This is a genomic window from Mycolicibacterium hippocampi, from assembly GCF_010723735.1.
Taxonomy (GTDB): domain Bacteria; phylum Actinomycetota; class Actinomycetes; order Mycobacteriales; family Mycobacteriaceae; genus Mycobacterium; species Mycobacterium hippocampi.
Genome location: NZ_BLLB01000002.1, coordinates 218689 through 244250, shown reverse-complemented (window position 1 = coordinate 244250; position 25562 = coordinate 218689). Strand labels below are relative to the sequence as shown.

26 protein-coding genes, 1 tRNA gene and 1 other RNA gene are annotated in these 25562 nt (G+C 68.0%); 14 read left to right on the top strand and 14 right to left on the bottom strand.

What is annotated here, in order from left to right; translation table 11 throughout:
• The first annotated feature begins 2 nt into the window (after positions 1-2).
• The 5 genes from G6N53_RS02090 (at position 3) to G6N53_RS02070 (ending at position 4449) form a co-directional block, all read left to right on the top strand.
• A complete protein-coding gene (locus G6N53_RS02090; protein WP_163895323.1) occupies positions 3-1055 on the top strand; it encodes an ATP-dependent DNA ligase in 1053 nt (350 codons plus the stop codon).
• Positions 1055-2104: a non-homologous end-joining DNA ligase gene (gene ligD / locus G6N53_RS02085; protein ID WP_163886692.1), complete on the top strand. Its 1050-nt coding sequence runs from the start codon at positions 1055-1057 to the stop codon at positions 2102-2104. Before G6N53_RS02090 ends, ligD begins: the two co-directional genes overlap by 1 nt.
• Before the next feature lie 165 nt (positions 2105-2269).
• The gene (locus tag G6N53_RS02080; RefSeq protein WP_163886690.1) at positions 2270-2953 is read left to right on the top strand and encodes a GAF and ANTAR domain-containing protein; all 684 of its coding nucleotides are present in this window, start codon (positions 2270-2272) and stop codon (positions 2951-2953) included.
• A gap of 234 nt (positions 2954-3187) precedes the next feature.
• Positions 3188-3700, top strand: a complete 513-nt coding sequence (locus tag G6N53_RS02075; RefSeq protein WP_308206947.1) for a hypothetical protein — start codon at positions 3188-3190, stop codon at positions 3698-3700.
• Positions 3697-4449 carry a thioesterase II family protein gene (locus tag G6N53_RS02070; protein WP_163886688.1) on the top strand — a complete coding sequence of 251 codons (753 nt, stop codon included), beginning with the start codon at positions 3697-3699 and terminating at the stop codon, positions 4447-4449. The genes G6N53_RS02075 and G6N53_RS02070 overlap by 4 nt, the downstream gene beginning before the upstream one ends.
• Before the next feature lie 95 nt (positions 4450-4544).
• Here G6N53_RS02070 and G6N53_RS02065 read toward each other — a convergent pair whose 3' ends face one another.
• A complete protein-coding gene (locus G6N53_RS02065; RefSeq protein WP_163886686.1) occupies positions 4545-5477 on the bottom strand; it encodes a hypothetical protein in 933 nt (310 codons plus the stop codon).
• A 718-nt stretch (positions 5478-6195) separates the two neighbouring features.
• On the opposite strand from G6N53_RS02065, the gene G6N53_RS02060 reads away from it, so the two are divergent.
• Positions 6196-7461 carry an HNH endonuclease signature motif containing protein gene (locus tag G6N53_RS02060; protein WP_163886684.1) on the top strand — a complete coding sequence of 422 codons (1266 nt, stop codon included), beginning with the start codon at positions 6196-6198 and terminating at the stop codon, positions 7459-7461.
• Here the strand turns inward: G6N53_RS02060 and G6N53_RS02055 are convergent.
• From G6N53_RS02055 to G6N53_RS02030, 6 genes are all read right to left on the bottom strand, one after another.
• Complete coding sequence (locus tag G6N53_RS02055; protein ID WP_163886681.1) at positions 7458-8099, bottom strand: GNAT family N-acetyltransferase; 642 nt, start codon at positions 8097-8099, stop codon at positions 7458-7460. The genes G6N53_RS02060 and G6N53_RS02055 overlap by 4 nt on opposite strands.
• A gap of 27 nt (positions 8100-8126) precedes the next feature.
• Positions 8127-8999, bottom strand: coding sequence for a DMT family transporter (locus G6N53_RS02050; RefSeq protein ID WP_163886679.1), 873 nt, complete (start codon positions 8997-8999; stop codon positions 8127-8129).
• Between the two features lie 9 nt (positions 9000-9008).
• Complete coding sequence (locus G6N53_RS02045; protein ID WP_163886677.1) at positions 9009-10079, bottom strand: NAD(P)H-dependent amine dehydrogenase family protein; 1071 nt, start codon at positions 10077-10079, stop codon at positions 9009-9011.
• A gap of 45 nt (positions 10080-10124) precedes the next feature.
• Positions 10125-11147 carry a S1C family serine protease gene (locus G6N53_RS02040; protein WP_371870791.1) on the bottom strand — a complete coding sequence of 341 codons (1023 nt, stop codon included), beginning with the start codon at positions 11145-11147 and terminating at the stop codon, positions 10125-10127.
• Positions 11148-11193: 46 nt separating this feature from the next.
• Positions 11194-11982: a lipid uptake coordinator LucA gene (gene lucA / locus G6N53_RS02035; RefSeq protein WP_163886673.1), complete on the bottom strand. Its 789-nt coding sequence runs from the start codon at positions 11980-11982 to the stop codon at positions 11194-11196.
• Positions 11983-12056: 74 nt separating this feature from the next.
• Positions 12057-12142 (bottom strand) — tRNA-Ser (locus tag G6N53_RS02030).
• A 92-nt stretch (positions 12143-12234) separates the two neighbouring features.
• Here G6N53_RS02030 and ffs point away from each other — a divergent pair.
• The 3 genes from ffs (at position 12235) to G6N53_RS02015 (ending at position 15605) form a co-directional block, all read left to right on the top strand.
• Positions 12235-12329, top strand: an RNA gene (ffs, locus tag G6N53_RS02025) — signal recognition particle sRNA small type.
• A 37-nt stretch (positions 12330-12366) separates the two neighbouring features.
• Positions 12367-13665 carry an aspartate aminotransferase type Ic gene (locus G6N53_RS02020; RefSeq protein WP_163886671.1) on the top strand — a complete coding sequence of 433 codons (1299 nt, stop codon included), beginning with the start codon at positions 12367-12369 and terminating at the stop codon, positions 13663-13665.
• Between the two features lie 26 nt (positions 13666-13691).
• A complete protein-coding gene (locus G6N53_RS02015) occupies positions 13692-15605 on the top strand; it encodes a DNA polymerase III subunits gamma/tau (protein WP_163886669.1) in 1914 nt (637 codons plus the stop codon).
• Positions 15606-15628: 23 nt separating this feature from the next.
• Here the strand turns inward: G6N53_RS02015 and G6N53_RS02010 are convergent, their stop codons facing one another.
• The 3 genes from G6N53_RS02010 to G6N53_RS02000 are packed head-to-tail and all read right to left on the bottom strand — an operon-like array spanning position 15629 to position 18722.
• A complete protein-coding gene (locus G6N53_RS02010) occupies positions 15629-16006 on the bottom strand; it encodes a phage holin family protein (protein ID WP_163886667.1) in 378 nt (125 codons plus the stop codon).
• 17 nt (positions 16007-16023) lie between these two features.
• Complete coding sequence (locus G6N53_RS02005; RefSeq protein WP_163886666.1) at positions 16024-17346, bottom strand: class I SAM-dependent methyltransferase; 1323 nt, start codon at positions 17344-17346, stop codon at positions 16024-16026.
• Positions 17343-18722 (bottom strand): FAD-binding oxidoreductase, encoded by a 1380-nt coding sequence (locus G6N53_RS02000; protein WP_163886663.1) that lies wholly within the window; start codon positions 18720-18722, stop codon positions 17343-17345. The genes G6N53_RS02005 and G6N53_RS02000 overlap by 4 nt, the downstream gene beginning before the upstream one ends.
• A gap of 81 nt (positions 18723-18803) precedes the next feature.
• On the opposite strand from G6N53_RS02000, the gene G6N53_RS01995 reads away from it, so the two are divergent.
• Positions 18804-19268, top strand: coding sequence for an SRPBCC family protein (locus G6N53_RS01995; protein ID WP_163886661.1), 465 nt, complete (start codon positions 18804-18806; stop codon positions 19266-19268).
• A gap of 7 nt (positions 19269-19275) precedes the next feature.
• On the opposite strand, the gene G6N53_RS01990 is transcribed toward G6N53_RS01995, so the two are convergent.
• Complete coding sequence (locus G6N53_RS01990; protein WP_163895319.1) at positions 19276-20031, bottom strand: Rv3717 family N-acetylmuramoyl-L-alanine amidase; 756 nt, start codon at positions 20029-20031, stop codon at positions 19276-19278.
• Positions 20032-20160: 129 nt separating this feature from the next.
• On the opposite strand from G6N53_RS01990, the gene G6N53_RS01985 reads away from it, so the two are divergent.
• The 3 genes from G6N53_RS01985 to G6N53_RS01975 all read left to right on the top strand — a co-directional run bounded on the left by G6N53_RS01985 (position 20161) and on the right by G6N53_RS01975 (position 22161).
• Positions 20161-20493, top strand: a complete 333-nt coding sequence (locus tag G6N53_RS01985; RefSeq protein WP_163886659.1) for a YbaB/EbfC family nucleoid-associated protein — start codon at positions 20161-20163, stop codon at positions 20491-20493.
• Position 20494: 1 nt separating this feature from the next.
• Positions 20495-21106 carry a recombination mediator RecR gene (recR, locus tag G6N53_RS01980; protein ID WP_163886657.1) on the top strand — a complete coding sequence of 204 codons (612 nt, stop codon included), beginning with the start codon at positions 20495-20497 and terminating at the stop codon, positions 21104-21106.
• Positions 21107-21273: 167 nt separating this feature from the next.
• On the top strand, positions 21274-22161 hold the full coding sequence (locus G6N53_RS01975; protein ID WP_163886655.1) for a type IV toxin-antitoxin system AbiEi family antitoxin: 888 nt from the start codon (positions 21274-21276) through the stop codon (positions 22159-22161).
• Here the strand turns inward: G6N53_RS01975 and G6N53_RS01970 are convergent.
• Both G6N53_RS01970 and G6N53_RS01965 read right to left on the bottom strand, forming a co-directional pair.
• Complete coding sequence (locus G6N53_RS01970; RefSeq protein ID WP_163886653.1) at positions 22115-22831, bottom strand: type 1 glutamine amidotransferase; 717 nt, start codon at positions 22829-22831, stop codon at positions 22115-22117. The two genes, G6N53_RS01975 and G6N53_RS01970, sit on opposite strands and share 47 nt — an antisense overlap.
• Positions 22828-24057, bottom strand: coding sequence for a Mur ligase family protein (locus G6N53_RS01965; RefSeq protein WP_163886651.1), 1230 nt, complete (start codon positions 24055-24057; stop codon positions 22828-22830). The genes G6N53_RS01970 and G6N53_RS01965 overlap by 4 nt, the downstream gene beginning before the upstream one ends.
• Positions 24058-24145: 88 nt before the next feature.
• Between G6N53_RS01965 and G6N53_RS01960 the strand changes: the two genes are divergently transcribed.
• Positions 24146-25147, top strand: coding sequence for a DEDDh family exonuclease (locus tag G6N53_RS01960; RefSeq protein ID WP_163886649.1), 1002 nt, complete (start codon positions 24146-24148; stop codon positions 25145-25147).
• 7 nt (positions 25148-25154) lie between these two features.
• Here G6N53_RS01960 and G6N53_RS01955 read toward each other — a convergent pair whose 3' ends face one another.
• Complete coding sequence (locus G6N53_RS01955) at positions 25155-25538, bottom strand: PLDc N-terminal domain-containing protein (protein WP_163886647.1); 384 nt, start codon at positions 25536-25538, stop codon at positions 25155-25157.
• Positions 25539-25562 lie beyond the last annotated feature (24 nt).

The following is a 25562-nucleotide window of genomic DNA, read 5'->3' as shown; positions in this document are numbered from 1 at the left end:
GTATGGAAACGATGGACCTTCCGGTGATGCCTCCGCTGGAGCCGATGCTGGCCAAAGCGCAGACCAAGGTGCCCGACGAGGCCGGCGTCTGGTCCTATGAACCGAAGTGGGACGGCTTCAGGGCGCTGGTGTTCCGCGACGGCGAGGACGTCGTGTTGCTCTCCCGCAGCGGCAAGGACCTGGGCCGCTACTTTCCCGAGGTCCTCGACTCGGTGCGTGACGAACTCGCGCCGCGCTGCGTTCTCGACGGCGAGATCGTCGTCCCCCGCGAGATCGCCTCCCGAATGCGGCTGGACTGGGAATCGCTGAGCCAGCGCATCCATCCCGCCGAGTCGCGGGTGCGCAAACTCGCCGAGGAGACCCCGGCGCACTTCATCGGCTTCGACGCCCTCGCCGTCGGCGACAACTCACTGCTCAGGGAACCGTTCCGAATGCGCCGCGAGGCGCTCATCGACGCGGTCACCCCGAAGCAGTGGTGCCATGTCACCCGCACCACCGAGGATCCCGAGTTGGGTGCGCGGTGGCTCGAGGAGTTCGAGGGCGCGGGCCTGGACGGGGTGATCGCCAAGCGTCTCGACGGCCAGTACCTTCCGGGCAAGCGCGAGATGGTCAAGGTCAAGCACGCCCGCGACGCCGACTGTGTGGCGATCGGGTACCGGATCCACAAGAGCGGCGAGGGCGTCGGGTCGATCCTGCTCGGCCTCTACCACGACGACGGCGAGCTGCAGATGGTCGGCGGCGCCGCCTCCTTCACCGCCAAGGCGCGGCTCGCGCTACTGGCCGATCTCGAGCCGCTGCGCATCGGTGACGACGTCCGCGACGGTGAGCCCAGCCGGTGGAACTCCGCCGCGGACAAGCGCTGGATACCGGTGCGCCCGGAGAAGGTGTGTGAGGTCGCCTACGACCAGATGGAGGGAAACAGCGGTGCCCAGCGCTTCCGGCACGCAGTGAAGTTCGTGCGTTGGCGTCCTGACCGTGACCCCGCCAGTTGCACCTTCGATCAACTCGACGTTCCGCTGAACTACGACCTCTACGACGTGCTGGAGAAGAGCTGATGGCAACCGCTGCAACCGAAGTCGACGTCGCCGGCGTCAAGGTCCGGCTCACCAACCCCGACAAGCCGTACTTTCCGGAGCTGGGCGAGAACGGCACCAAAGGCAGGTTGTTCGACTACTTCGTCTCGATCGCCGACCGCATGGTGGCGCTGCTGCGGGACCGGCCGGTGCACCTGCAGCGTTTTCCCGACGGCATCGACGGCGAGGAGGTCTACCAGAAGCGGGTGCCGCACAAACACCCCGACTACCTCGAGACCTGCACGGTGACGTTCCCGTCCGGGCGTACCGCCGACGCACTGAAGATCACCCACCCGTCGGCGATCGCGTGGGCGGCGCAGATGGGAACGGTGACCCTGCACCCGTGGCAGGTACGGTGCCCGGACACCGAGCACCCGGACGAACTGCGCATCGACCTCGACCCGCAACCAGGCACCGGCTTCGCCGAAGCCGCTGACGTCGCTGTCCACGTGCTCCGGCCGCTCCTCGACGAACTCGGGCTCGTCGGCTACCCGAAGACCTCGGGTGGGCGCGGCGTGCACGTCTTCCTGCGGATCAGGTCCGACTGGGACTTCATCGCGGTCCGCCGCGCCGGGATCGCGCTGGGCCGGGAGGTCGAGCGGCGCGCCCCGGACGCGGTGACGACGTCATGGTGGAAGGAGGAGCGGGGCAGGCGGCTGTTCATCGACTACAACCAGAACGCCCGGGACCGGACGTTCGCGTCGGCGTACTCGGCGCGCAAGACCCCGATCGCCACCGTCTCGACGCCGCTGACCTGGGACGAGCTGCGCGACGCCGATCCTGACGACTACACGATCTTGACCGTGCCGGACTTCGTCGCGTCCCGGCCGGACCCGTGGGCGGACATCGACACGAAAGCGCAGTCGATCGAACCGCTGCTGGAGATGGTCGCGGCCGACGAGGACCGCGGACTCGGCGACCTGCCCTATCCGCCGAGTTACCCGAAGATGCCGGGTGAGCCGCCGCGGGTGCAGCCCAGCAAGAAGGTCGCCGCGCACTGGGACGAACACGGCAACCGAATCGGCGACTAGCCAAACGCTCACTCGGCCGATTCTGGAGTCTTGTCGGCATCGCGGGTAGCGCTCCTACCAGATTTGTGGGGGCCTGAGAACTCAGGGTGTCGCATGACGCGCGTCCTTGGAGCAAGATAGGGATCACCCTTGATGTCAGTCCAGCTGCGTCCTGGAAGGAGCCCTTTGAACAGCCCCGCCAGTGTCGACGAAACGATTCGTGCCGCGATGATTCAGCTGATCCAGGGTCATATGAAGGACACCGCCCTGGAGCACGCCTTGTCGAGCATCACAAGTAGCGCTGTGGAGCTGATAGAGGGGGTGGACTTCGCCGGCATGTTGGTCATGTATGAGGGCGAAGCGCGGTCGGTCGCGCCGACCGTGGCGCTTGCCGCCGAACTCGATACTGTGCAGCTGCGCCACCAGCAAGGCCCCTGCCTGGACGCGGCAATCACGGAGGCGGTCATCATCAGCTCCGACTTGCGCGAGGAACGTCGGTGGCCCTCATTCGCTCCGGCCGCAGTGGCGGTAGGGGTGTACAGCATCGTGTCGTACCGCCTCATTCCGCAGCACAAAGTTACAGGAGCATTGAACCTGTTCAGCCATGAGCCGCGCTCGTTCGACGAGGCAGGTAGGACGACAGGCGCGCTTCTGGCGACCATGGCTACGGTCGCCATGATGAGCGCCGTCCGCGAGGAGCAGTTCGAGACTGCGCTGGCAAGTAGGGATCTGATCGGGCAAGCCAAGGGAATACTCATGAATCACTACCAGATTGACGCCGAACGCGCCTTCGCGATGCTTCGTCACTTATCGCAGAACGACAACATTCCCGTGCGTACGATCGCGCAGCAGATTATCGATAACTTCTGATGGACGACCGCGAGGCGTTTACCGATCTCTAACCGGGGCACCCCTGTACCAGCGGGAAGACATTGGCGGGGGTTGCGCCGCCTTCTCGCGAGGTGACCCGCAGGCAGCCCACGTTGAGCAAACAGCGGCCCGGGTATTGCCGTTCGCCGGCAACACTCGCATCTCCGGGTTGACGCACGTGCCGAGTCGGCGGCCATCGCGTCGGTAAGCGACACCGCCGGTTACCCTGCTCGGGTGGCCATCCGTAAAGTGCTCGCGACCATTGCGATCTTCGGGATGCTCGCCAGTGGTGTCGGGATCGCCTCGATCATGATCTTCAGCAATCCGACACAGCAGCAGTCCGAGCCCCCACGCCGCAATCCGCCCCAGCCGCCACCCCCCTCGGTCCCCACCGCCGACGAGTTCCTGATCGGGGTCGTCGTCACCGCGCAGAACTGCGACCCAGCCGGAGCGTGCGTGTACACCTACACCATCGACCCGAAATATGTAGGCCTGCATCCTTTTCCGGAAACCCCGTTCACGGTGGAGTACGAGGTCACCGGCGGCAATCAGCCGCAGCCGGGAAATTTCACCGTCCAGGGTCAGCAGGCGCAGATACTCAAGGACGTCATGGTCGAGGGCCCGCCCGGTGCCCAGTTGCAGGCCAACGTGCTGCGCGTCTTCGAGCCGCCGCCACCACCGCCCGGCGAACCGCCGCCGGGCCCTCCCGGGGAACCGCCGCCCCCTGCCGCCGAGCCGGGCCCATGACGACACCGCAGCCCAGCCGCTGGGTGCGCAACTTCCATCCCGCGCCCACCGCCCGCGCCCGGCTCGTCTGCCTGCCGCACGCCGGCGGCTCGGCCAGCTACTACTTCCCGATGTCGGCAGCGCTGGCTCCTGAAATCGAGGTGTACAGCGTCCAGTACCCGGGCCGCCAGGACCGCCACAAGGAGCCGTTCGTCGACTCCATCGAGGAGATGGCCGACCAGGTTCATGCCGCGGTCGCCGCGCTGCCCGAGGCGCCGACGGCGTTCTTCGGGCACAGCATGGGCGCAGTGCTGGCGTTCGAGGTCGCGCGCCGGTTCGAGGCGCTTGCCGGAAGGCAGGCGGTGACGGTGTTCGCCTCGGGATCGCGCGCCCCCAGCCGCTACGGCGACGAGCGGGAGTACAAGGACGACGCCGCGCTCGTCGACGTGATGCGCCAACTCGGCGGCACCGACCCGCGGGTGTTGAACAACCCGGAACTGCTGGACACGTTCCTGCCCGCGTTCCGCAACGACTACCGCGCGCTGCAGGCCTATCACCGTCCTCCGACGGTCGGCATTGCTGCCCCGGTCGTCGTGATGGCTGCGACCGACGATCCGAAGACCAGCCTGGCCGACGCGCGCGCCTGGCACGAGCACACCTCCGGCGGCGGCGACGTGCACACCTTCACCGGCGGTCACTTTTATCTGGAGACGCAGGGCCAGCGGGTCATCGACATCGTCGCCTCGACCTTGCGGGACGCGGGTCCTTAGCGCCGAGATCTGCCGCAGGGTCGCTGTTTGTGAGAACGCGCAACCCTGATGCAGTTCTCGGCGTAGAAGTCGTGGAGAGCGCGAAACTCGCCCGGCTACTTCCCGTCGGCGCCGTCAGCCCCTGCGCCTCCCTCGCTCCCGGCGTCGCCCCCGTCGCCGCCTTCTGAGGACCCGTAGCCGCCGTCGCCACCGCCACGACCTCCGTCGCCGCCGTGCCCACCGCGTCCCTCCGCGGCGGTAGCTGCGCCACCATCACCACCGTCTCCGTGGCGGCCGGCGCCACCGCCCTCGCCACCGTCGGCGAGACCGTTGTCGATGTCGGCGACGGCGTCTCCTGCGTCGCCACCGTCGCCGCGGCGGCTGCCTCCGTCACCACCGTTGCCGCCCGCCGCAGCGAGCGTGCCGGTAGCATTCCCGCCCTCGCCGCCGTTGCCTCGTTGCCCGCCATCGCCGCCGAAACCGCCCACGGCGACCCCCAATTCGGAATCGGTGGCGGTCGCCGAACCGCCGTCGCCGCCGTCACCGCTTCCGAGGCTGTCGCCGCCGTCGCCGCCGACAGCACTGCGTATGCCGATCGCGTTGCCGCCTCCACCGCCATCGCCGGCCAGCGTCCCGCCGCGGCCTCCGTCACCGGCGGAGCCGTACTGCACCACGGTCGATCCGCCGTCGCCGCCGTCGCCGCCATTGCCGATGGCGCCGGCGTCACCACCGTTACCTCCATCGGCGTTCTCCCCGATCGCGTCGCCGCCACGACCGCCATCGCCGGCCAGCGCCCCGCCCCGGCCGCCGGCTCCGCCGTCTTGGCCGTAGGCGCTGGCGTCGCCTCCACGACCGCCATGGCCGAACAGTCCGGCGTCGCCCCCAGTGCCTCCATTGGCGCCGTCACCACCGTTGCCCCAGATCAAGCCGCCTCGGCCGCCGTTGCAGGCATCGCCCGCACAATCGACGGCCGCGTCCGCGCCGCTGCCGAACAGCCCGAAAAGTGGTCCGGCAACACGACTCTGGGTCAGTACCGCGGTCCCCGACATCCGCGTGTCGTACGAGTAGTCGCCGCTCGGTGGAAGCCAAGAACCGTTCCAGGGGCAGGACGGACCGTAGCAAAAGGACTGACCGGCGAGCGGGTACGTGAAGGACTGGCCGTAATTGTCGGAAGTGACATACAGCCTGGTGAACTCGGCGTAGAAATCCCGAATGACGATTGACGAGCCGTTCAACAGAACGGTATTGCCGCCACCTAGGACTTGCGCGTCAATGTCTTTACCGTTCAGGACGATCCGGTTGTTGCCTGAAGTCAGCCCGGCTCGAGTGTTCCCGATGGAGCGGGTCCCCGTCACGACGACGTGATCACCCGCGAACGATGCACCGGCGTACGCGCCGTCACCGATGGCCTCGGCGTGCGAACCGTCGACGGACGCAGCCTCCGCGGTTCCGTTGCGAAGTACGGTCTCACCATTGTGCGAAATCATGATGTGCTCGGGCACGGCGTTCGCCACCGCGAGAGGGGCCGCGCAGCCGACAACTGCGGCCAATGCGAAAGCACGGAATCGTATGCGAGTGACGTTGTGCACGATGTCTTCCTCAGTAGCATCGACACCGTCGTCGGCATCTCCGACCCGTAGCTTGTCACGGACGCCGGCGTCTGTAAACGGGGCGTTTGGCGCAGCCAACCGTCAGCTCAAGTCCCGGAAACCCCAGACCACCCAAGCGCTGCCGAAACTTGTCGTACCCGTCTGTTCTTATGGTGTCATGTCTTCGGCGGCAACTTCTTTGGCTCCCAAGGAGCGTCTTGAGGTGTTGTTCGACGAGTTGGCGGAGCTGGCGGGGCAGCGTAACGCGATCGATGGGCGGATCGTGGAGATCGTCGCCGAGATCGACCGCGACGAACTCTGCGGTCTGACCGGGGCCCGATCGGTGGCCGGGTTGGTGGCCTGGAAACTGGGCACCTCACCGACCAACGCGCACACCATCACCACCATCGCCGGGCGGCTCGCAGAGTTTCCGCGCTGCACCCGAGGGTTACGCGACGGGCGGTTGTCGTTGGATCAGGTCGGGGTGATCGCCGGGCGGGCCGCCGAGGGTTCCGATGAGCATTACGCGCAATTGGCCGAATCGGCGACGGTCACCCAACTGCACACCGCCCTCAAAGCAGCCCCCCGACCCAAACCCGAACCCAAGCCGCAACCCCAACCGGAGCCCGACCCGGTGTGGGAGCGGTCGGTCATCAAGACCGGCGACGACACCCACGCCACCTACCGGATCCGGCTACCGCACGACGAAGCCGCGGTCGTCGACGCCGCCCTCGCCTCCCACCTCGACGCGCTGGTCACCGACTGGAAACACCACCACAACACCGGCGAGCGGGTGTCGGATCAGGCGCCACCGTTCCCGAGCACCGCGGATGCGTTCATGAGTGTCGTCGAAGCCGGCTGGGACACCGAGGTGGCGCGGCGCCCGCACGGCCAACGCACCACTGTCATCGCCCACCTCGACGTCGACCAACACGTCGCGTCGCTACACCTCGGTCCCTTGTTGTCCGACAGCGAGCGTCGCTTGATGCTCTGTGATGCCACCTGTGAGGTGTGGTTCGAACGCCACGGCCGGGTCATCGGCGCCGGGCGGGCCACCCGGACGGTCAACCGGCGGCTGCGCCGGGCGTTGGAGCATCGGGACCGCTGCTGCGTGGTCCCCGGCTGCGGCGCCACCCGCGGCCTGCACGCCCATCACCTGCGGCACTGGGAAGACGGCGGCCCCACCGAACCCGACAACCTGGTCTTGCTCTGCCCTTACCACCACCGCATGCACCACCTCGGCGGCATCACCCTCACCGGGCCCGCGCACCGCCTCAGGGTCACCGACAACGAAGGCCAGGAACTCAGTTCGGGATCCTTGGCACGACCACCCACCACACCACCCCCGGCCGTCGCCCCCTACCCCGGACCGACCGGCGAACGCGCCCAATGGAAGTGGTACATCCCCTACCAACCACCACCGGCCGTGGACCAGGCTGGCTAGAGCCCCAGGAATTCCCGGGCCGGCTCCAGTCCGCTGATCTCGATATCGTTGCGGTGCACTGTCTCCCACCGCGCGCGCGTCATCGAGAACGCCAGCATGGTGTCCACACGGTCACGCCGCGGTTCCTTTGTGGCGCCGTCCTCGATGTACGGCAACGACCGCGTGACCCGTAGCGATGCGATGTTGTCATGCCACGCCCGGGTGGTCGCCCGTTCGCCGTCCAGCCCGGCGAAGATCAGATGCAGCGCGGCCTGGCGCATTTCGCGCCCCAACCCGCGCCCCTGGTAGCGGCGGCCGAGCCACGACCCGGTTGTGGCGGTGCGCATCGACGGGAACTGCTTGCCGTCGATGGAGCAGACGCCCACGACATCGCCCTGCGCGTGCACCGCAAAATCGAGATGCCAATTGCTGACGGTGGTTTCGGCGCGACATCGCCAGAAGTAGCGCAACGCGTTCCATTGCAGTTGCGGAGGTGCGACATCCGTCCACGGCTCCGAAAACGGCATGGTCGCTGGATCGTGGATGCCCTCGGCGGCGAGCTCGGCGACGCGCTCGGCGACCGCATCGTCGAGGTAGCGTAACGACAGCCGCGGGGTCGACACGACAAGGCCGTTGAGCGGCCAGAGTGCAGCGGGCATGGGTCCCATGTCACCGCAGATCAACCGTCAGCTCAACGCATTTTTCGGTTCGAGGCGCCTGGTCGCCAGCACCGATCCGGTGAGGATCAGCGCCAGACCGGCGAGGCGCCAAGGCGTCAGCGGTTCGTTCAGCACGATGACACCCGCGGCGAGCGCCACCGCGGGGTTGACGTAGGTGAAGACGAGCGCCCGCGGCGCGCCGACCTCACGGATCAGCGCGAAGAACACGATGAACGCCAACGCAGTACAGACGACGGCCAGAAGCGCCACCGAGATCACCACCCGCGGCGCGGGGACCTCCTGCGGCCACGTCGCCGCGGCCGGACCGGCGTAGACGATCGCGGCTAGGCCGAGGCATGCGGCCGTCATCGGCATCGTCGGCACGTCACCGAGATAACGCGCGGCGACCAGCGGTGCGATCGCGTAGCAGACCGCGACCAGCAGCACCTCCGTGACCGGCCATGCGCTGCCGCCGGTCAGCTCGGGGCCGGCGAGTACGGCGACTCCCGACAACCCGACCGCTAGCCCGGCCAGCCGCTTCACTGTCAACGGTTGGTCACCGCCGGTGAGCCGGTCCAGCAGGGCCGCCACGATGGGCGACGCCGCGATCAGCAGACCCGTCAGCGAGCTGGAGATGTGCCGTTCGGCGTCAGACAGCAGCAGCCAGGCGGCGATGATCTCGAAGAACGCGAACACGGCGACCGGCTTCCAATGTGCCAGCACCGGAGCCCACGCGGAGCGGCGCATCGTCAGCGGGATCAGCACCAGCGCACCGACCGCAGTGCGTGCGAACACCAGGACCGGGGCCGAAAGTCCTTCCACCGCAATCTTGATGAGCAGATACGGGATGCCCCAGATGACGCTCATCGCGGCGAAGAGCAGCCATCCGCGTACGCTCACCAGGCAAGGTTAGCCAGTCGGCACAACACCTCGCGGCAGCGGCAGCGGCAGGTCGTTGTAGGTGGCGATGCCGGGCGCCGCGGCGACGACGGCCGGGATCGCGTGGATGGGCGGCAACGCGGTCATGATGTGACCGAGCACGAAGAAGTCCTCGAGCGTCTTGGCGTTCTCGATCATGTCCTGCGGCGGGAGGAAGCCGACGGTCATGTTGACCGACGGCCGGCCGTCGATGGTGATCTTCCAGCCGTCGCCGTCGAGCTGCCAGTCCGGCTCCAGGGTCTGGCCCTTCTTCCACCGGACGTTGATGTCGATGACGGTCTTGCCGTTGACGATCCCCTGCCAGCTGGCGAAGACCCCCGCCACATGTCCGGCTTTGATGGTCCACGACGCCATCGGAAGGTCCTCGGTCGTCTGGGCGTATTCGGATACGCAGATGATCTCGTCGAGCTCGATGCCGAGAGCGTCCGCGACCAGTCGCACTGCTTCGGCGAACACCGCGGTGCCCTTGGCGGCCATCGGCTGCAGGTCGGGATCGTCGATGGCCATGTCGAAGCCGACGGGACGCTCGGTGTCGGGGGAGTCGTAGAGGGTGGTGTCCGCGGACTCGGCGATGGTGACCTTGTCGATGCGGTCGCACGCGGTGCCCGCCACGATCGCGAGCATCTCGGCGAAGCCGGGGCTGACGCCGGAGCCGAAGAGCGTCGATCCGCCGCGCAGGCACGCGTCGGCGAGCCTGTCCCGGTCGTCCCCCAGGTTGTGTCCGGTGATGAACGAGGCCGACGCCACGACGTTCACACCGGCCTCCAGGACCCGCACCAGCTCATCGACGTTGATCCACATCGGGTTGTAGACGACCACGTCGGGTTTGAGAGCGAGCAGGGCGTCAACGTCGTTGGTGGCAGTGACCCCCAGCGGTTCGATGCCTGCCAGCTCACCGACATCGCGGCCGGCTTTGTCGTCCGACCAGGCGTAACAGCCGACCAATTCCAGGCCGGGGTGCTTCGCTATCGCGGCGACCGAGCTTTTTCCGACATTTCCCGTCGTCCACTGGACGACCCGGTACGAGGCATTGTTGGGCACTCGCTCAGCATAGGGTTCTGCGGTCGCCTGTCCGGCGGGTTTGGATCAATTGACGCCGGGGGTCAGCACCGCGACGCTGGTGCGGGTCTGTCCGGCGCCGTCGATCCACACCAGCTCCAGCGCATCTCCCGGGTAGTGCCGGTCCAGCACCGAGGTCAACGTGTTCGTCGAGTCCAGGGTGGTCCCGTCGAGAGCGATCAGGACGTCGCCGGCCAGTAGTCCGGCCTGGTCGGCGGGGCCGCCGACCATCACCTCCTGGACGAACACCCCGGGCTCGTCGCGGGGGGTGGTGCGGACCCCGACACCCAGCAGCACCGGCGGGCCGATGTGGACCGTGTCGGAGCGGATCCCGGCGCGGATCTGGTCGGCCACGCCCATCGCGTCGTTGATCGGGATCGCGAACCCCTTGCCACCCGGACCCATCCGAAAGTTCACCGAGGCTGCCGTCGTCAGGCCCACGACCTGACCGGACCCGTTGACCACTGGGCCGCCGGAGTCGCCGGCGCGAACCGGCGCGGCGATCTCGATGAGGCCGGTCAGCTCGTCGGAGGTACCCGTCAGCGTGTCCTCGGCGTTGACGGTGCGGCCGAATCCGGTGACGGTGCCGACCTCGCGGGTCAGCGGCCGGTCGGTACCCATGGAGTTGCCCAGCGCCACCACTGGCTCACCCGGCACCAACACGTTCGCGTCGCCGATGACCGCGGGAGGCAGTCCGTTGGCGCCGAGCAGCTGGATGACCGCGACGTCGCGTCCGCGGTCGTAACCGATCAGGGTCGCCGGGAATGATCTTCCCCCGACTGTGCCGGTGATCCGGTCGGCGCCCTGGACCACGTGGAAATTGGTGAGCACCTGCCCGCCGGGATCGAGCACGATCCCGGTCCCGAGCCCGATCACGCCCTGGTAGTCGACGGCTGTGTCGATACGCACCACCGACGCCTCCGCCTGGTCGGCCGCTGCCATCACGTCGCCGGGCGCGGCGCCGGCGGGTGCGGCCGGGGCGACGAGCGCCAGGATCGCGGCAAGCGCGATCAGCAGGCGTCTGAGAGAGGGATACAGGCCCATACCCATCAATAGTGGCTGCGCTGACGGCCGCTGTCGATGTCGTGCCGGTCCCTCAGTCCTCGACAGCAACGCCGCCACGGGTCCGTTTGCGTCTACCCGGGGCTTTTCCCTTGCCGGTCGGACGGCGGTTCTGGAGGGTGCCGCTGGCGCGTTCGGTGCCGGTCTCGTCGGTGTTCTCCGAGGTCTGCGGGGCATCTTCGGCGTCTGCGGCCGGCTCGTCGGATGCTTGACCAACCGTGACGGGCTCCTCCGCCGGGGCCGCCGGGACCTCAGGATCCTCAGCCGCCTCGGCCTCGCCGGTGGATTCGGAATCCTCTGACGATTCTGTGACCTCGGAGGATTCTTCGGCCGCCGCCGCATTCTTGCGGCGGCGCCGGCTTTTGCGTTCCTTGACCTTCAACGGCTTCGGCGGTGGCGGCGGCAACTCGGCGACGAACGCCAGATAGAAGGCGAGCATGCCCAGCAGCGCCATGGCGGCGGCCGCGCCGTAGATCCCGAACAACCATTGCCCGGCGTCGTCGAGGGACAGCCAGATCTCGCTGATCGCGGTGCCGATGATGAGCAGCCCTGCCGCGGCGTGCAGACCGATCGATGCCGTGCGCAGGTTCAGCGCGAGCGACGGGGTACCGAACTCCGGGCGCCGGGTGCGCAGCAGCGTGAACACCACGGGCAGCGCCGCCAGACCGATCAGCGCGCCGGTGACGATGCGCAGTGCCGTGCCCAGGGTGGGTGAGGTCTGCCCCAGCAGCTCGGGCGTGCGCGGAAGCACGAAGAAGAAATAGAGGACACCGGCGGCAATGGAGAACGACGCGTGCCAGATCACCGCGACGGTGCGACCCATACCCCTCCTCGATCTTTGTCGTCCGGGGTGCGACCGAGCTCTCGGTGATTGCCGGTCGCACCCCGGACTGAGTGCGGAGGATAGGGGATTTGAACCCCTGAGGGCTATTAACCCAACCCGCGTTCCAGGCGAGCGCCATAGGCCACTAGGCGAATCCTCCGTCGGCCATGGTAGCCGACCCGCATGGTGGGTCCGCAAAGCCGCTTGGCGGTTGCACCGCGGCAGGCGGCCGGGGCGGGGTACTACACTCTTCGTGGACCCCGCGCGGCGTCCATCCTGTGAACTCCCCCAGGGCCGGAAGGCAGCAAGGGTCAATGGGCTCTGGCGGGTGCGCGGGGTCCCCTTACGTCCGGAGAATCCACGCACGACGGTGAAAGGCGCGCGGTGTCGTTTCAGTCGCTGGGCCGTGACGAGCTGCTCGCACAGCATGACCAGCAGCAGCGCAACTACGCCGACCTGCAGGCCCGATCCCTGCAGCTGGATCTGACGCGCGGAAAGCCGTCGCCGGCGCAACTCGACCTGTCCAACGGATTGCTCGCGTTGCCGGGGGACGAACCCGACGCGTTCCGGGACGGGTCGGGCACCGACACCCGCAACTACGGCGGCCCGCACGGGCTGCCCGAACTGCGGGAGATCTTCGGCGAGCTGCTGGGCATCCCGGTACCCAATCTGATCGCCGGCAACAACGCCAGCCTCGAGTTGATGCACGACGTCGTCGTGTACTCGTTGCTCCACGGTGGTGTCGACTCGCCGCGCCCGTGGATCGACGAGCTGCGGGACGGGCCCGGCGTCAAGTTCCTGTGCCCCGCGCCCGGCTACGACCGCCATTTCGCGATCACCGAGAGCCTGGGCATCGAGATGATCACCGTGCCGATGCTCGAGGACGGCCCGGACGTCGATCTTATCGAGGAACTCGTCGCCGCCGACCCGGCGATCAAGGGCATGTGGTGTGTTCCGGTCTACTCGAACCCCACCGGCACCACCTATTCGTGGGAGACGGCTCGCCGGTTGGTTCAAATGGAAACGGCGGCAAGCGATTTTCGGCTCATGTGGGACAACGCCTACGCCGTGCACACTCTCACCCACGAAACCGTCCGCCAGATCGACATCCTGGGTCTGGCCGCGGCGGCCAACCACGCGAACCGGCCGCTGGTCTTCGCCTCCACGTCCAAGATCACCTTCGCCGGCTCCGGCGTGAGCTTCCTCGGCGGTTCTCTGGGCAACATCGCCTGGTACCTGCAGCACGCGGGTAAGAAGTCGATCGGCCCGGACAAGGTCAATCAGCTGCGTCATCTGCGCTTTTTCGGCGATGCCGACGGGGTGCGGCTGCACATGCAGCGCCACCAGGAGTTGCTGGCCCCGAAGTTCGCTCTGGTCCTGGAGATTCTCGAGGACCGGTTGGGTGACGCCAAGATCGCGTCCTGGACCGAACCCAAGGGCGGTTACTTCATCAGCCTCGACGTGATGCCCGGTACGGCCAAGCGGACCGTGGCGCTGGCCAAGGAGGCCGGGATCGCGGTGACCGAGGCGGGTGCGTCGTTCCCGAACCGAAATGACCCGGAGGACAAGAACATCCGCATCGCACCGACGTTCCCCGCGTCGTCTGATCTTCGGGTGGCCATCGACGGTCTGGCGACATGCGCGTTGCTGTCGGCCACCGAATCGTTGCTGGCCGACAAGTAGTCGGTCGGCCTGGGTAGCCTGCTTCCGTGGCTCTATATCGCAAGTACCGACCGGCGACTTTCGCGGAAGTCATCGGCCAGGAACATGTCACCGAGCCGTTGTCGACAGCGCTGAACTCCGGCCGAATCAACCACGCCTACCTGTTCTCCGGCCCTCGTGGCTGCGGGAAGACGTCGTCGGCGCGGATCCTCGCGCGGTCGCTGAACTGTGCGCAGGGCCCCACCGCAACCCCGTGCGGGGTGTGTGACTCCTGCGTGGCGCTGGCGCCGAACGGCCCCGGCAACGTCGACGTCGTCGAGCTCGACGCCGCAAGTCACGGCGGCGTCGACGACACCCGGGAGCTGCGCGATCGAGCGTTCTACGCTCCCGCCCAGTCCCGTTACCGCATCTTCATCGTCGACGAGGCCCACATGGTGACCACGGCGGGGTTCAACGCCCTGCTGAAGATCGTCGAGGAGCCGCCCGAACACCTGATCTTCGTGTTCGCCACCACCGAACCGGAGAAGGTGCTGCCCACCATCCGGTCGCGCACCCACCACTACCCGTTCCGGCTGCTGGCCCCCAAGGTCATGCGCACGCTGATCGAGAAGATCATCGCCTCGGAGAACGTCGACGTCGACGATGCGGTGTTCCCGCTGGTCATCCGCGCGGGCGGGGGCTCACCACGGGACACGCTCAGCGTGTTGGACCAGCTGCTGGCCGGCTCGGAATCCGGCCCGGCCGGTAACCACGTCGCCTACCAGCGCGCACTGGCCCTGTTGGGTGCCACCGACCTGGCCCTGATCGACGACGCGATCGATGCGCTGGCCGCCGGCGACGCCGCGGCGTTGTTCGGCGCGGTGGAAGGTGTCATCGACGCCGGGCACGACCCGCGCAGGTTCGCCACCGACCTGCTCGAGCGGTTCCGGGACCTGATCGTGCTCCAGGCGGTGCCCGATGCGGTCGCGCGGGGCGTCGTCGACGGACCCGAGGACGTGCTGGACCGGATGCGTGATCAGGCCGCCCGGGTGGGGATGGCGACCCTGACCCGCTACGCGGAGGTGGTGCACGCCGGACTGGGCGAGATGCGCGGGGCGACCGCGCCGCGGTTGCTGCTGGAGGTGGTGTGCGCCCGGTTGCTGCTGCCCTCGGCCTGCGACACCGAGGCGGCACTGCTGCAGCGGGTGGAGCGCATCGAGACCCGGCTCGACATGTCGATCCCGGCCGGAGAGCACGTCGCTCCCGCCCCGCCGAAACAGTTCGTCCGCAAGACTCAGGCTGCCCCGGAGCCTGAGCAACCGGCACCCGAGCCGGCACCGGAACCTGAACCGGAGTCCGCCCCCCCGCCCGCGCCCGCGCCGAAAGCCTTTGAGCCCGCGCCGAAAGCTGTTGAGGACGAACCGGAGCCGGAGCCGACACCTCCGCCGGTCCGGCCCCCGGCGGCCCCCGCGGTCGAGGCGCCGGTGGCGACGCCGGCGGCCGCCGTCGCAGCCGGTGAACCCACCGCCGCCGCGGTGCGCACGATGTGGACAACGGTGCGGGAGAAGGTCCGGGAGCGCAGCCGAACCACCGAGGTGATGCTGGCGGGTGCGATCGTGCGGGCCGTCGAGGGCGACACCCTGGTGCTCAGCCACGAATCCGCGCCGCTGGCCAAGCGCCTCACCGAGCAACGCAACGCCGACGTCATCCGGGAAGCGTTGCAGGATGCGCTCGGCGTGAACTGGAAGATCCGATGCGAGGTCGGAGCTTCGTCCCCGCCGCCCGCGGCGGCGCCGGCGGCTTCTGGGAATTCTGGGAATCTAGTGGCCACCCCGATCGATCGTGAGTCCCGCCGTGACGACGAGGAGAGCATGCTCGCCGAGGCAGGCAACGCCGACCCCGCCGCGCCGCGCCGCGACCCCGAGGAAGCCGCACTGGAGCTGCTGCAGAGTGAACTGGGGGCGCGCCGCATCGAAGGGTGAGCCGGGCGTTGGTGTCGCGCCTGTCAGGCGGCCTTCTTCTCCCGCAGCACCAGCATCGGCAGCACCACGGTCGCCACCGCGGTGACCAACCAGACCACCACCGTCGCCGCGATCCACGATCCGACGCCGCGAATGCTGAGCCCGTTGGACAGCAGTGACGCCAAGAGCAGCGCCACGAATGTCGACACCAGGCCGATGCCACCCAGGAAGGTCGAAGCGTAGCGGGTGGCCATCTTGAGGAAGAACGGCGCCAGGATCGCCTGGGCGACAGTGAAGATCACGACCGCGGTGACAAAACCCCACAGCGGTACCGAAACCCCGGGCACCAGGAAGTCGGCCGCGAGCAATCCCAGCGCGGAGGATCCCAGGAACACGGCTATGCGCAACAGCAGGCGCTTCACCGGAGTGAGCCTAGTCCCTATGCGTTCCACCAGGGCCGCAATGGCAGCCCGCCATCACTGCCTCGCCCGTCGAGTTTGGCCGCCAGCACCTGGTGCAGCTGAATCGCGTTCTGTTCGAAGCCGACCCGGGACCCGGCCATGTACAGACCCCACACCTTGGCGGTGGGCAGACCCACCTCCGCAACCGCCTCGTCCCAGTGTTCGACGAGGTTGCGGCACCAGTCGCGCAGGGTCATCGCGTAGTGGTGCCGCAGGTTCTCCTCGTGCAGCACCTCCAGGTCGACGTTCTGGATCTCGGTGATGATCCGCCCGGAACCGGTCAGCTCGCCGTCGGGGAACACGTAGCGGTCGATGAAATCACCAGCAGCCGGCCCCTTTCGGTTGTCGTGGCGGGTGATGCAGTGGTTGAGCAGCAGCCCGCCGGTGCGCAGCTTCGACTTGAGGAAACGGAAATACGCGGGGTAGTTGGCCACGCCGATGTGCTCGGTGAGCCCGATCGAGGACACCGCGTCGAACTGCGACTCCCGCACGTCGCGGTAATCGCTGTGGCGGACCTCCGCGAGGTCACCCAAACCGTCCTCGGCGATCGCCTTCTGCGCCCAGGTGGCCTGCTCCCGCGACAGCGTCACGCCGATCACGTTCACACCCTGACTCGCCGCATAGCGCACCATGCCGCCCCAGCCGCAGCCCACATCGAGCAGTCGGTCACCGGGCTGCAGGTGCAGCTTCTCGAAGACCAGCCGGTACTTGTTCTCCTGCGCCTCCTCCAGCGACGCGTCGGGATGCGGGTAACACGCGCAGGTGTAGGTCATCGACGGGCCCAGTACCAGTTCGTAGAACCTGTTCGACACGTCGTAGTGGTGGTGGATCGCGTCCGCGTCACGGGTCTTGCTGTGCCGCAACCCCTCCGCGAACCGCCGCCAGCGAGGCAGCGCCTCCTGGGGTGGCGGGGCGATGGGCCGCAGGTGCTCGATCCCGATGGACCGGATGACGTTGGCCAGCACCCTGGCCGACGGGCGCTTGAACTGCATCTTCTCGGCCAGCGCGCTGAGCAGGTCATAGGGATCGCCCGGGTGCACCCCGTGCGGCTCGAGGTCGCCCGAGACGTACGCCCGGGCAAGTCCCAGGTCTCCGGGAGCAGTGGCCAGGTAGGTGGTGCCGCGGGGGGTCCGCAGGTCGAGCCCGAGGACCGCGTCCTCGGGTCCGGCGGTGCTGCCGTCGTACGCCGTGAACTTCAACGGCAGCCGGCCGGCGGAGAAGATCTCCAGGATCTCTGCCAGCGTGAGCCTGCCCTCGGAGTTGTCAGCCGCGTCTGTGGCGCGTTCCCGAAATGTGGTCATTGTCTTCGCACCGCCTTCGCATACAGGTCGAGGAAACGTGAGTCGGGGTCGTAGGCCTTCTTCACCGTCTTGTAGAGCTCGCCGCCGTAGAGCTCGTCGAACTCCTCGGGGGAGTAGTACGCGTCGGAGTACAGCGACTTGTGCCCGTGCAGTTCGCTGACCCTGCGCTCGATCATCTTGTTGGTATACCCGTCTTCGGGGCCGATAGGCACCGAAGACCAGAAGCCGATGTTGACGTAGGTCTGATGGGGGTGCAGCGGGTACAGCGGCCAGTTGCCCTCATCGCGGAGCCGCAACGGGCACAACCAGATCGGCTCGATGGGGACGTTGTCCAGGAACCAGGCCAGGAACTCGGCGGTCTTCCCGATCGGCACCTCGACGTCCTGGACGACCCGTTCGCGTGGCGGACGGCCGTTGCGCTTCTCGATCCGGTCGGCGATGTCGAATCGCTGGTCGTAACCGATGAGTTTCCAGTAGAAGCTGCTGCGCCGGAGCCTGCGCGGCCACCAGCGGCGGATCCGCGGGTTCTGCGCGCCGAACGCTCGCGAGCACCAGAACCAGTCGGTGTCCCAGCGCCACAGGTAGTCGTGGATGGTGAGCCGGTCGTGCTTCTCACCACCCTCGTGTCGGATCGACTGGTAGTAGATGTCGTTTCCGGTGTAGTCGCTGACCGGTCCCGGAGTCGCCGATTGGACACCCAGGCACAGATAGCTCTCGTCGGCGCTGAACACTACACCGTCGAGGTAGTCCACCCGGTCGCCGTTGAAAGCTCCGTTTTCGATGATGCCGTCCATCACCTCGACCAGCTCGGTCAGTGAATCGAACCTGACATGGCGCAGCGCGACAAAGGGCTTCACCGGCTCCAACTCGATCTTCAGTCGAACCGAATAGCCAAGAGTCCCATAGGAGTTCGGGAACGACCGGAACAGGTCGGGGTGCTCGTCGGCCGAGGCCCGCACGATCTCGCCGGTGCCGGTGAGGATGTCCATGTCCAACACCGACTCGTGGGGCAGTCCGTTGCGGAACGACGTCGACTCGATGCCCAGCCCGGTGACCGCACCGCCGAGCGTGATGGTCTTGAGCTGCGGCACCACCAGGGGGGACAAGCCGTAGGGCAGGGTGGCCGCCACCAGGTCTTCGTAGGTGCACATACCGGCCACGTCGGCGGTGCGGGCGTCCGGGTCGACGGCGATGACCTGCGTCAATCCCGAGGTGTCCAGCCCGGGGGCGGTGTTCTTCGCCCGGGCGCGGAACAGATTGGACGTCGGCTTGGCCAGCCGGACCGTAGCGTCGGCGGGGATCGCCCGGTAACTGGATAGAAGCCGCTGCACGCCGTCACTGTGAGTGGCCCGTGCGTCGGTCGAGGCAACAGACACACATATACGCTAGTCCCCGGTGGCAGCCGATGCGACCCACCGAACCGCTAGTCACCCCCTGTTGACGAGGAGTTTGCACTGATGGGACAGGTCAGCGCGGCCAGCACGGTCCTGATCGACGCCGACCCGGCGACCGTGTTGGGCGCCGTTGCGGATTACCAGGCCATGCGCCCGAAGATCCTCTCCGAGCACTACAGCGGCTACCAGGTGCTCGAGGGGGGCCAGGGCGCAGGCACCGTCGCCGCCTGGAAACTCCAGGCCACCAAGTCGCGCTCACGCGACGTGAAAGCCAACGTCGACGTCGCCGGTCACACCGTCATCGAGAAGGACGCGAACTCGTCGATGGTGACCAACTGGACCGTCGCGCCGGCGGGGCCGGGGTCGTCGGTCACCGTCAAGACGTCCTGGCAGGGCGCCGGGGGTATCGGGGGCTTCTTCGAGAAGACGTTCGCCCCGATCGGGCTGCGCAAGATCCAGGCGCAGGTGCTCGGCAACCTCAAGCGCGAGGTGGAGGGCACCGTGGGCATCGAGGGTGCCGAGGCTTGACGCTGGCTCAACGCTGGGAGCCGAGGAAGGCGACGATGCCGCGGACGACGGCGTCGGCGTACTTCTGCCGCCCCTGCTCGGTGGTCATCAACGCCGAGTCGACCGGGTTCTTCATGTTCCCGAGCTCGACCAGGATCGACGGGTATTGCGCGAGGTTGAGCCCGGCGATGTCGGAGCGCGGATTGAGCCCGGATGACCCGATGTAGGTCGCGGGCGGAATGCCGGAACCGGCCAGCTGATCACGCATCACCCGGGCGAACTGCACCGACGGGCCGGCTTGGGCCGCGTTGAGCGGCGGGGCGGAGTACAGGATGTGGAAGCCGCGCCCGGTGGGCGGACCGCCGTCGCCGTGGATCGACACCACGGCGTTCGGTCGGACCGAGTTGGCCAGCGCCGCGCGCTCGTCGACGCACGGGCCCGGGCCGGTGTCGTCGCCCCGCGACATCGCGGTGCGCACCCCGAGCGCGGTCAGCGCCTGGCGGACCCGCAGCGTGGTGTCCCAGTTGAAGGTGTGCTCGGGGTATCCGTCGTTGGTGGAAGTGCCGCTGGCCTGGCAGTCCTTGGTGCCGCCCCGCCCGGTGGGGACCTGTCTGCTGATCGAGGCGTCGTTGGTGCCGTTGTGGCCGGGGTCCAGGAACACGATCTTTCCGGCGAGGGTGGCCGGAGCGGCCTGGGCGGGACCGGCGAACATCGACGCGGCGACGAGCGTGACGGTGGCGATCGCCGAAGCTGTTCGCACGCCGACACGGTGGCGGGCTGGCAGGTGCACGGCGACACGGTAGCCCGCTTGCGGACTACGCTTAAAGACCAAAGCAACGGATCTTGACGAGCGAAACCAAGTCGAGACCGATATGACATCTGTCCGCATACCAACACGCAAGAGGGATCAGCCATGCAGCCTGGGGACCAACCCGATATGTCAGCACTGCTCGCGCAGGCGCAGCAGGTCCAGCAGCAGCTGATGGAAGCCCAGGAAGCTCTGGCCAACGCCGAGGTGCACGGCCAGGCCGGCGGCGGGCTGGTGCAGGTCACCATGCGGGGCAGCGGCGAGGTGACGACGGTCTCGATCGACCCGAAGGTGGTGGATCCCTCCGATGTCGAGACGCTGCAGGACCTGATCGTCGGCGCCATCTCCGACGCCGCCAAGCAGGTCACCATCCTGGCGCACGACCGGTTGGGTCCGTTGGCGGGCGGGATGGGCGGCCTCGGGTTGCCGGGGCTCTGACTTGTTCGAGGGCCCGGTCCAGGATCTGATCGACGAGCTGGGCAAACTGCCCGGTATCGGGCCGAAGAGTGCACAGCGCATCGCGTTCCATCTGCTGTCGGTGGAGCCGACCGACATCGACCGCCTCACCGCGGTGCTGGGCAAGGTGCGCGACGGCGTGAAGTTCTGCGCGGTGTGCGGCAATGTCAGCGACGAGGACCGCTGCCGGATCTGCAGCGACTCGCGGCGCGACGCCTCGCTGGTGTGTGTCGTCGAAGAACCCAAGGATGTGCAAGCGGTCGAGCGCACCAGGGAGTTCCGCGGGCGCTACCACGTCCTCGGGGGTGCGCTCGATCCGCTGTCGGGCATCGGTCCGGACCAGCTGCGCATCCGCGAGCTGCTCAACCGGATCGGTGAGCGGGTCGACGGCGTGGACGTCTCCGAGGTGATCATCGCGACCGACCCCAACACCGAAGGTGAGGCCACGGCCACCTATCTGGTGCGGATGCTGCGCGACATCCCCGGCCTCACCGTGACGCGCATCGCCTCGGGCCTGCCGATGGGCGGTGACCTGGAGTTCGCCGACGAGTTGACGCTGGGCCGCGCGCTGGTCGGCCGCCGCGCGATGGCTTGATTCGCGGCTCGCCGCGATGGCTTGATTCGCGGCTCGCCGCGATGGCCTGACTCGCGGCTCGCCGGTTCCCGCCACGCCGAGATCCGAGTTTTGCAGCAGTCTTCTCGCACTTTCGTGACAAAACTCGGATCTCGAGAATTGTCGGTGGCCGGTGACACCATATGGCCATGGGCAGGGTCATTCTCGGCGGTGAGGCGGTGAGGGCGGGTGTGGTCACCCGGCACGAACTCCGGCGCGATTTCACAACGTTGTTCCGCGGCGTCTTCATCGGCAAGGGCGCCGAGATCACGCTGCGGGATCGGGCGATAGGTGCGTGGTTGGCGACGGGCCGCAAAGGCGTGATCGCCGGGGTGGCGGCGTCCGCGCTGCACGGAGCGCCCTGGGTGGATCCTGCTGAACCTGTCGAGGTGGCCGGAGTGAAGAGCCTCCCTCAGGAAGGCCTGATCCCGCGTGCCGAACTCATCTGCGACGACGAGGTCACGCGGATCGGCGGGTTACCGGTCACCACTCGACTGCGCACGGCGTTTGATCTCGGCCGCCACCTGGACCGCGGTTGCGCACTCGCGCGCCTGGACGCGCTGATGTGGAACCAGCGCTTCGACGTCGATGACGTCGCGCGGCTGGCCGATCGGCACCCCCGCGCTCGCGCCGTGACGCAGCTACGGGAACTTTTGCCGCTGGTCGACGGTGGCGCCGCCTCGCCGCGGGAAAGCGCGATGCGACTCCGGTTGCATGACCACGGTTTTCCCCGGCCCGAGACCCAGATACCCGTCGTCGTGGGTTCCCGGCCGGTCGCGTTTCTGGACATGGGGTGGCAGCGGTACGGCGTCGCCGTGGAATACGACGGGGATCACCACCGGAAGGACAGGCGCCAATACGTCAAGGACATCGCACGACTGAGGATGCTCGAGGAGATGGGCTGGATCGTGATCCGCGTGATCGCCGAGGACAGACCCGAGCAGTGGCTGGCCCGGGTGGAGGCGGCGCTGCGCAGCCGGGGCTGCGTGTTCACACCCGCCGCGGCGCGGCGAGGCGCTCCCGGCGCAGCAGCGTGACTTCGGGCAGCTCGAGCGGCGCCAGCGGACCGACCACTTCGGTGAGCAGGTGGTCGGCGAGCTCCGGGTTGCGGGCCAGGCAGCAGCCGTGCAGGTAGGTGGCGATGACGCTGCCCTGGACCGCGCCGTCGAATCCGTCACCGGCCCGGTTGCCTGCTCCCTTGGTCACGGCCGCCAACGGGCGCGCGTCGGTGCCCAGTACTGTTCCGCCGCGGTGGTTTTCGAATCCGGTCAACGGCTGGGTCAGCCCGTCGATCAACGGATTCGCCGCGACCTCACCGATGGTGCGTTCCGGCTGTGGCGACGTCGTCAGGTCCAGCACGCCCACCCCGTCGACACGTTCCCCGGCCGACGTCTCGTACCAGTGGCCCAAGACCTGGATCGCCGCACAGATCGCCAGAACCGGCGCGCCCCGCGAAATCGCCTGTTGCAGACCGGGGAATCGGATCAGATGCTTGGTCGCCAGCCGCTGCGCGAAATCCTCGGCGCCGCCGAGGGTGTAGAGGTCCAGTTCGGCGGGCACCGGGTCGTCGAGCGTGATGGGCACGATCTCGGCGTGGATTCCGCGCAGCCGCAACCGCTGTCGAAGCACCACCGAGTTCCCGCCGTCGCCGTAGGTGCCCATCACATCAGGCAGCACCAGCCCGATCCGCACCGCCGACTCGCTCATCTCGCCCGCTCCAGGACCCGGTTCAGTTGCAGGAAAGCGGTGTAATTGGCGATGACCTCGACGTGACCGGGCGGGCACGAGCCGATCGCGCGCACGGTGTCGTGCACCAGCGTGTGCTCGACGCCCGCGTAGCCGAGACGCACCGCGAGGTCTGTGCCGCGCTCACCTGCGGCGACCACCTGCACCGTCTCGAAGTGTTCGAAGCGGACGTCCCACAGCCAGGACAGATCCTCGCCGTCGGGCACCTGGCCGTTGACCGCGATCACCACTCCCGCGGCATCGCGGTCCACCATCGACAGCGCCTCCTGCCAGCCGGCCGGGTTCTTCGCCAGCAGCACCCGCGCGGTGTGGTCGCCGAGTTGCACGGTCCGGTACCGGCCCGCCACTTCGTCGACCAGCGACACCGCCGCCACCGCGGCCGCGGGATCGGCGCCCAGGGTCACCGCCGCAGCCACCGCCTGCGTCGCGTTGCCACGGTTGACGGCCCCTGGCAGTGCCAGGGTCATCGGCAGCGACAGGCCGTCGGGCCCGTGGATGTGGGTGTCGTCGAACCACCAATCCGGGTCCGGTCGCTTGAAATCCATGCCTGTCGAGTACCAGTGGGTTTGTTCCCGGACGATGATCTCGCCCGAGCGCGGGCAGCTCACCGAGTCCCCGGCCCAGCCGCCGCCTGCGGCCACCCACACGACGTTGGCGCTGTCGTAGGCCGCCGACGTCATCAGCACGTCGTCGCAGTTGGCCACGACCACCGCAGAGGGGTGGCGGGCGAGCCCGCTGCGCAAGGTTCGCTCGATGTGGTTGATCTCACCGACGCGATCGAGCTGGTCGCGCGACAGGTTCAGCAAGACCACCACTGCCGGCTCGGTGGCGTCGCATACGTGCGGGACGTGCATCTCGTCGACCTCGAGGGCGGCCAGGGTCGCGTCTGGCGCCGCGGCCAGCGCCGCAACCAGCCCGGCGTCCATGTTGGCGCCCTCGGCGTTGGTCGCTACCGGGCCGAGCGTGGCCAGCGCGGCGGCCGTCATCCGGGTGGTCGTCGACTTGCCGTTGGTACCCGTCACGACGACGGTGCGACGGTCGCGGGCCAGCTGGCCGAGGATCGAGCGGTCCAGCGTCATCGCGACCAGACCACCGATCATCGCGCCGGCCCCCCGGCCGGTGACCCGCGACGCCCACCGCGCGCCCGCCCCTGCGGCGAGTGCGACCCGTCCACGTCCGGTGACCATCCCGGCAGTCTAAAAGAGACCGAACCGCTGCCACCGACACGCGGCGTGTGGAGCGGGGCTTGTCGGCGGTGCGTGCCATTCTCGTGAGGTGAGCTCATCCGGCGGAAGTGTCTGGGGCAGGCCAGCTGAGGCGCCCGGTGCCGGATGGGCCGTCGTCGACGTCGAGACGTCGGGGTTCCATCCCGGGCAGTCGCGGATCGTGAGCGTCGCGGCGCTGGCGCTCAGCGATGACGGCAACGTCGAGAAGAGCCTTTACAGCCTGCTGGACCCCGGGGTCGACCCCGGTCCCACACACGTCCACGGGCTGACCGCGGAGATGCTCGACGGCCAGCCCACGTTCGGTGACATCGTCGACGATCTCCTCGAGCTGCTGCGGGGGCGCACTCTGGTGGCCCACAACGTCGGCTTCGACTACGGGTTCCTCGCCGCCGAGGCCGAGCTGGTCGAAGCCACCCTGCCGGTCGAGACCGTGATGTGCACCGTCGAGCTGGCCCGTCGCCTCGACCTGGGCACCGAGAACCTGAGGCTGGAGACGCTCGCCGGTCACTGGGGCATCACCCAGATGAAGCCCCACGACGCGCTCGACGACGCGATGGTGCTCGCCCAGATCCTCAAGCCCGTGCTGGCCCGGGCCCGGGAACGCAACGCATGGCTGCCGGTGCGCTCGGTGACCTGCCGGACCTGGCCGAACGGCCGGGTCACGCACGACCAGTTGCGCCCGCTGAAGGTGCTGGCGGCTCGGATGCCGTGCCCGTACGCCAACCCCGGACGGTTCGTGGCCGGGCGTCCTCTGGTGCAGGGGATGAGGGTGGCGCTGGCGGCCGAGGTGAGCCACACCCACGAGGAACTCATCGAGCGCATCCTGCACGCCGGGCTTGCCTACACCGACGCGGTGGACCCGCACACGTCGCTGGTGGTCTGTGACCACATCTCCACCGAACAGGGCAAGGGCTACCAGGCCAGCGAGCTCGGGGTGCCGGTGGTCTCCGGCGCCGACTTCATGGCGTCCCTGGAGTCGGTGATCGGCGGCACCGCCATCGACGAGTTCGTCGACACCTCCGCCGCCGAGGACCAGCTCGCGCTGTTCTGAGCGCCGGTCAGGCCAGCGCTCTGGCCTTCAACGCGTCGAACTCCGCCGGGGTGATCGTCCCCGCCTCCAGCAGCACCTTGGCGTCGGCGATCTCCTGCGCGGGGGAACGTCCGGCCGCCTGCTTGATGTAGTCGTCGGTCTGCGCCTTGGCCTGCAGAGCCTGCTCGCGGGCGCGTTCGGACATGCCCTTGCCGCGCGCGATCAGATACACCAGCGCCGTCAGATAAGGGATCGCGATCAGGAAGATCACCCAGATCGCCTTCACCAGCCCCGAGGTCTTGTGATCACGCCAGAACAGGTCGGCCAAGATGTTGAACAGGATCATCAGGTACGCGATGAACGCGAAGATGACGACCGCGGACCACAGATAATCCCAAAATGAATCCCACACGACGGCTGCTCCTTAACCGAGGTT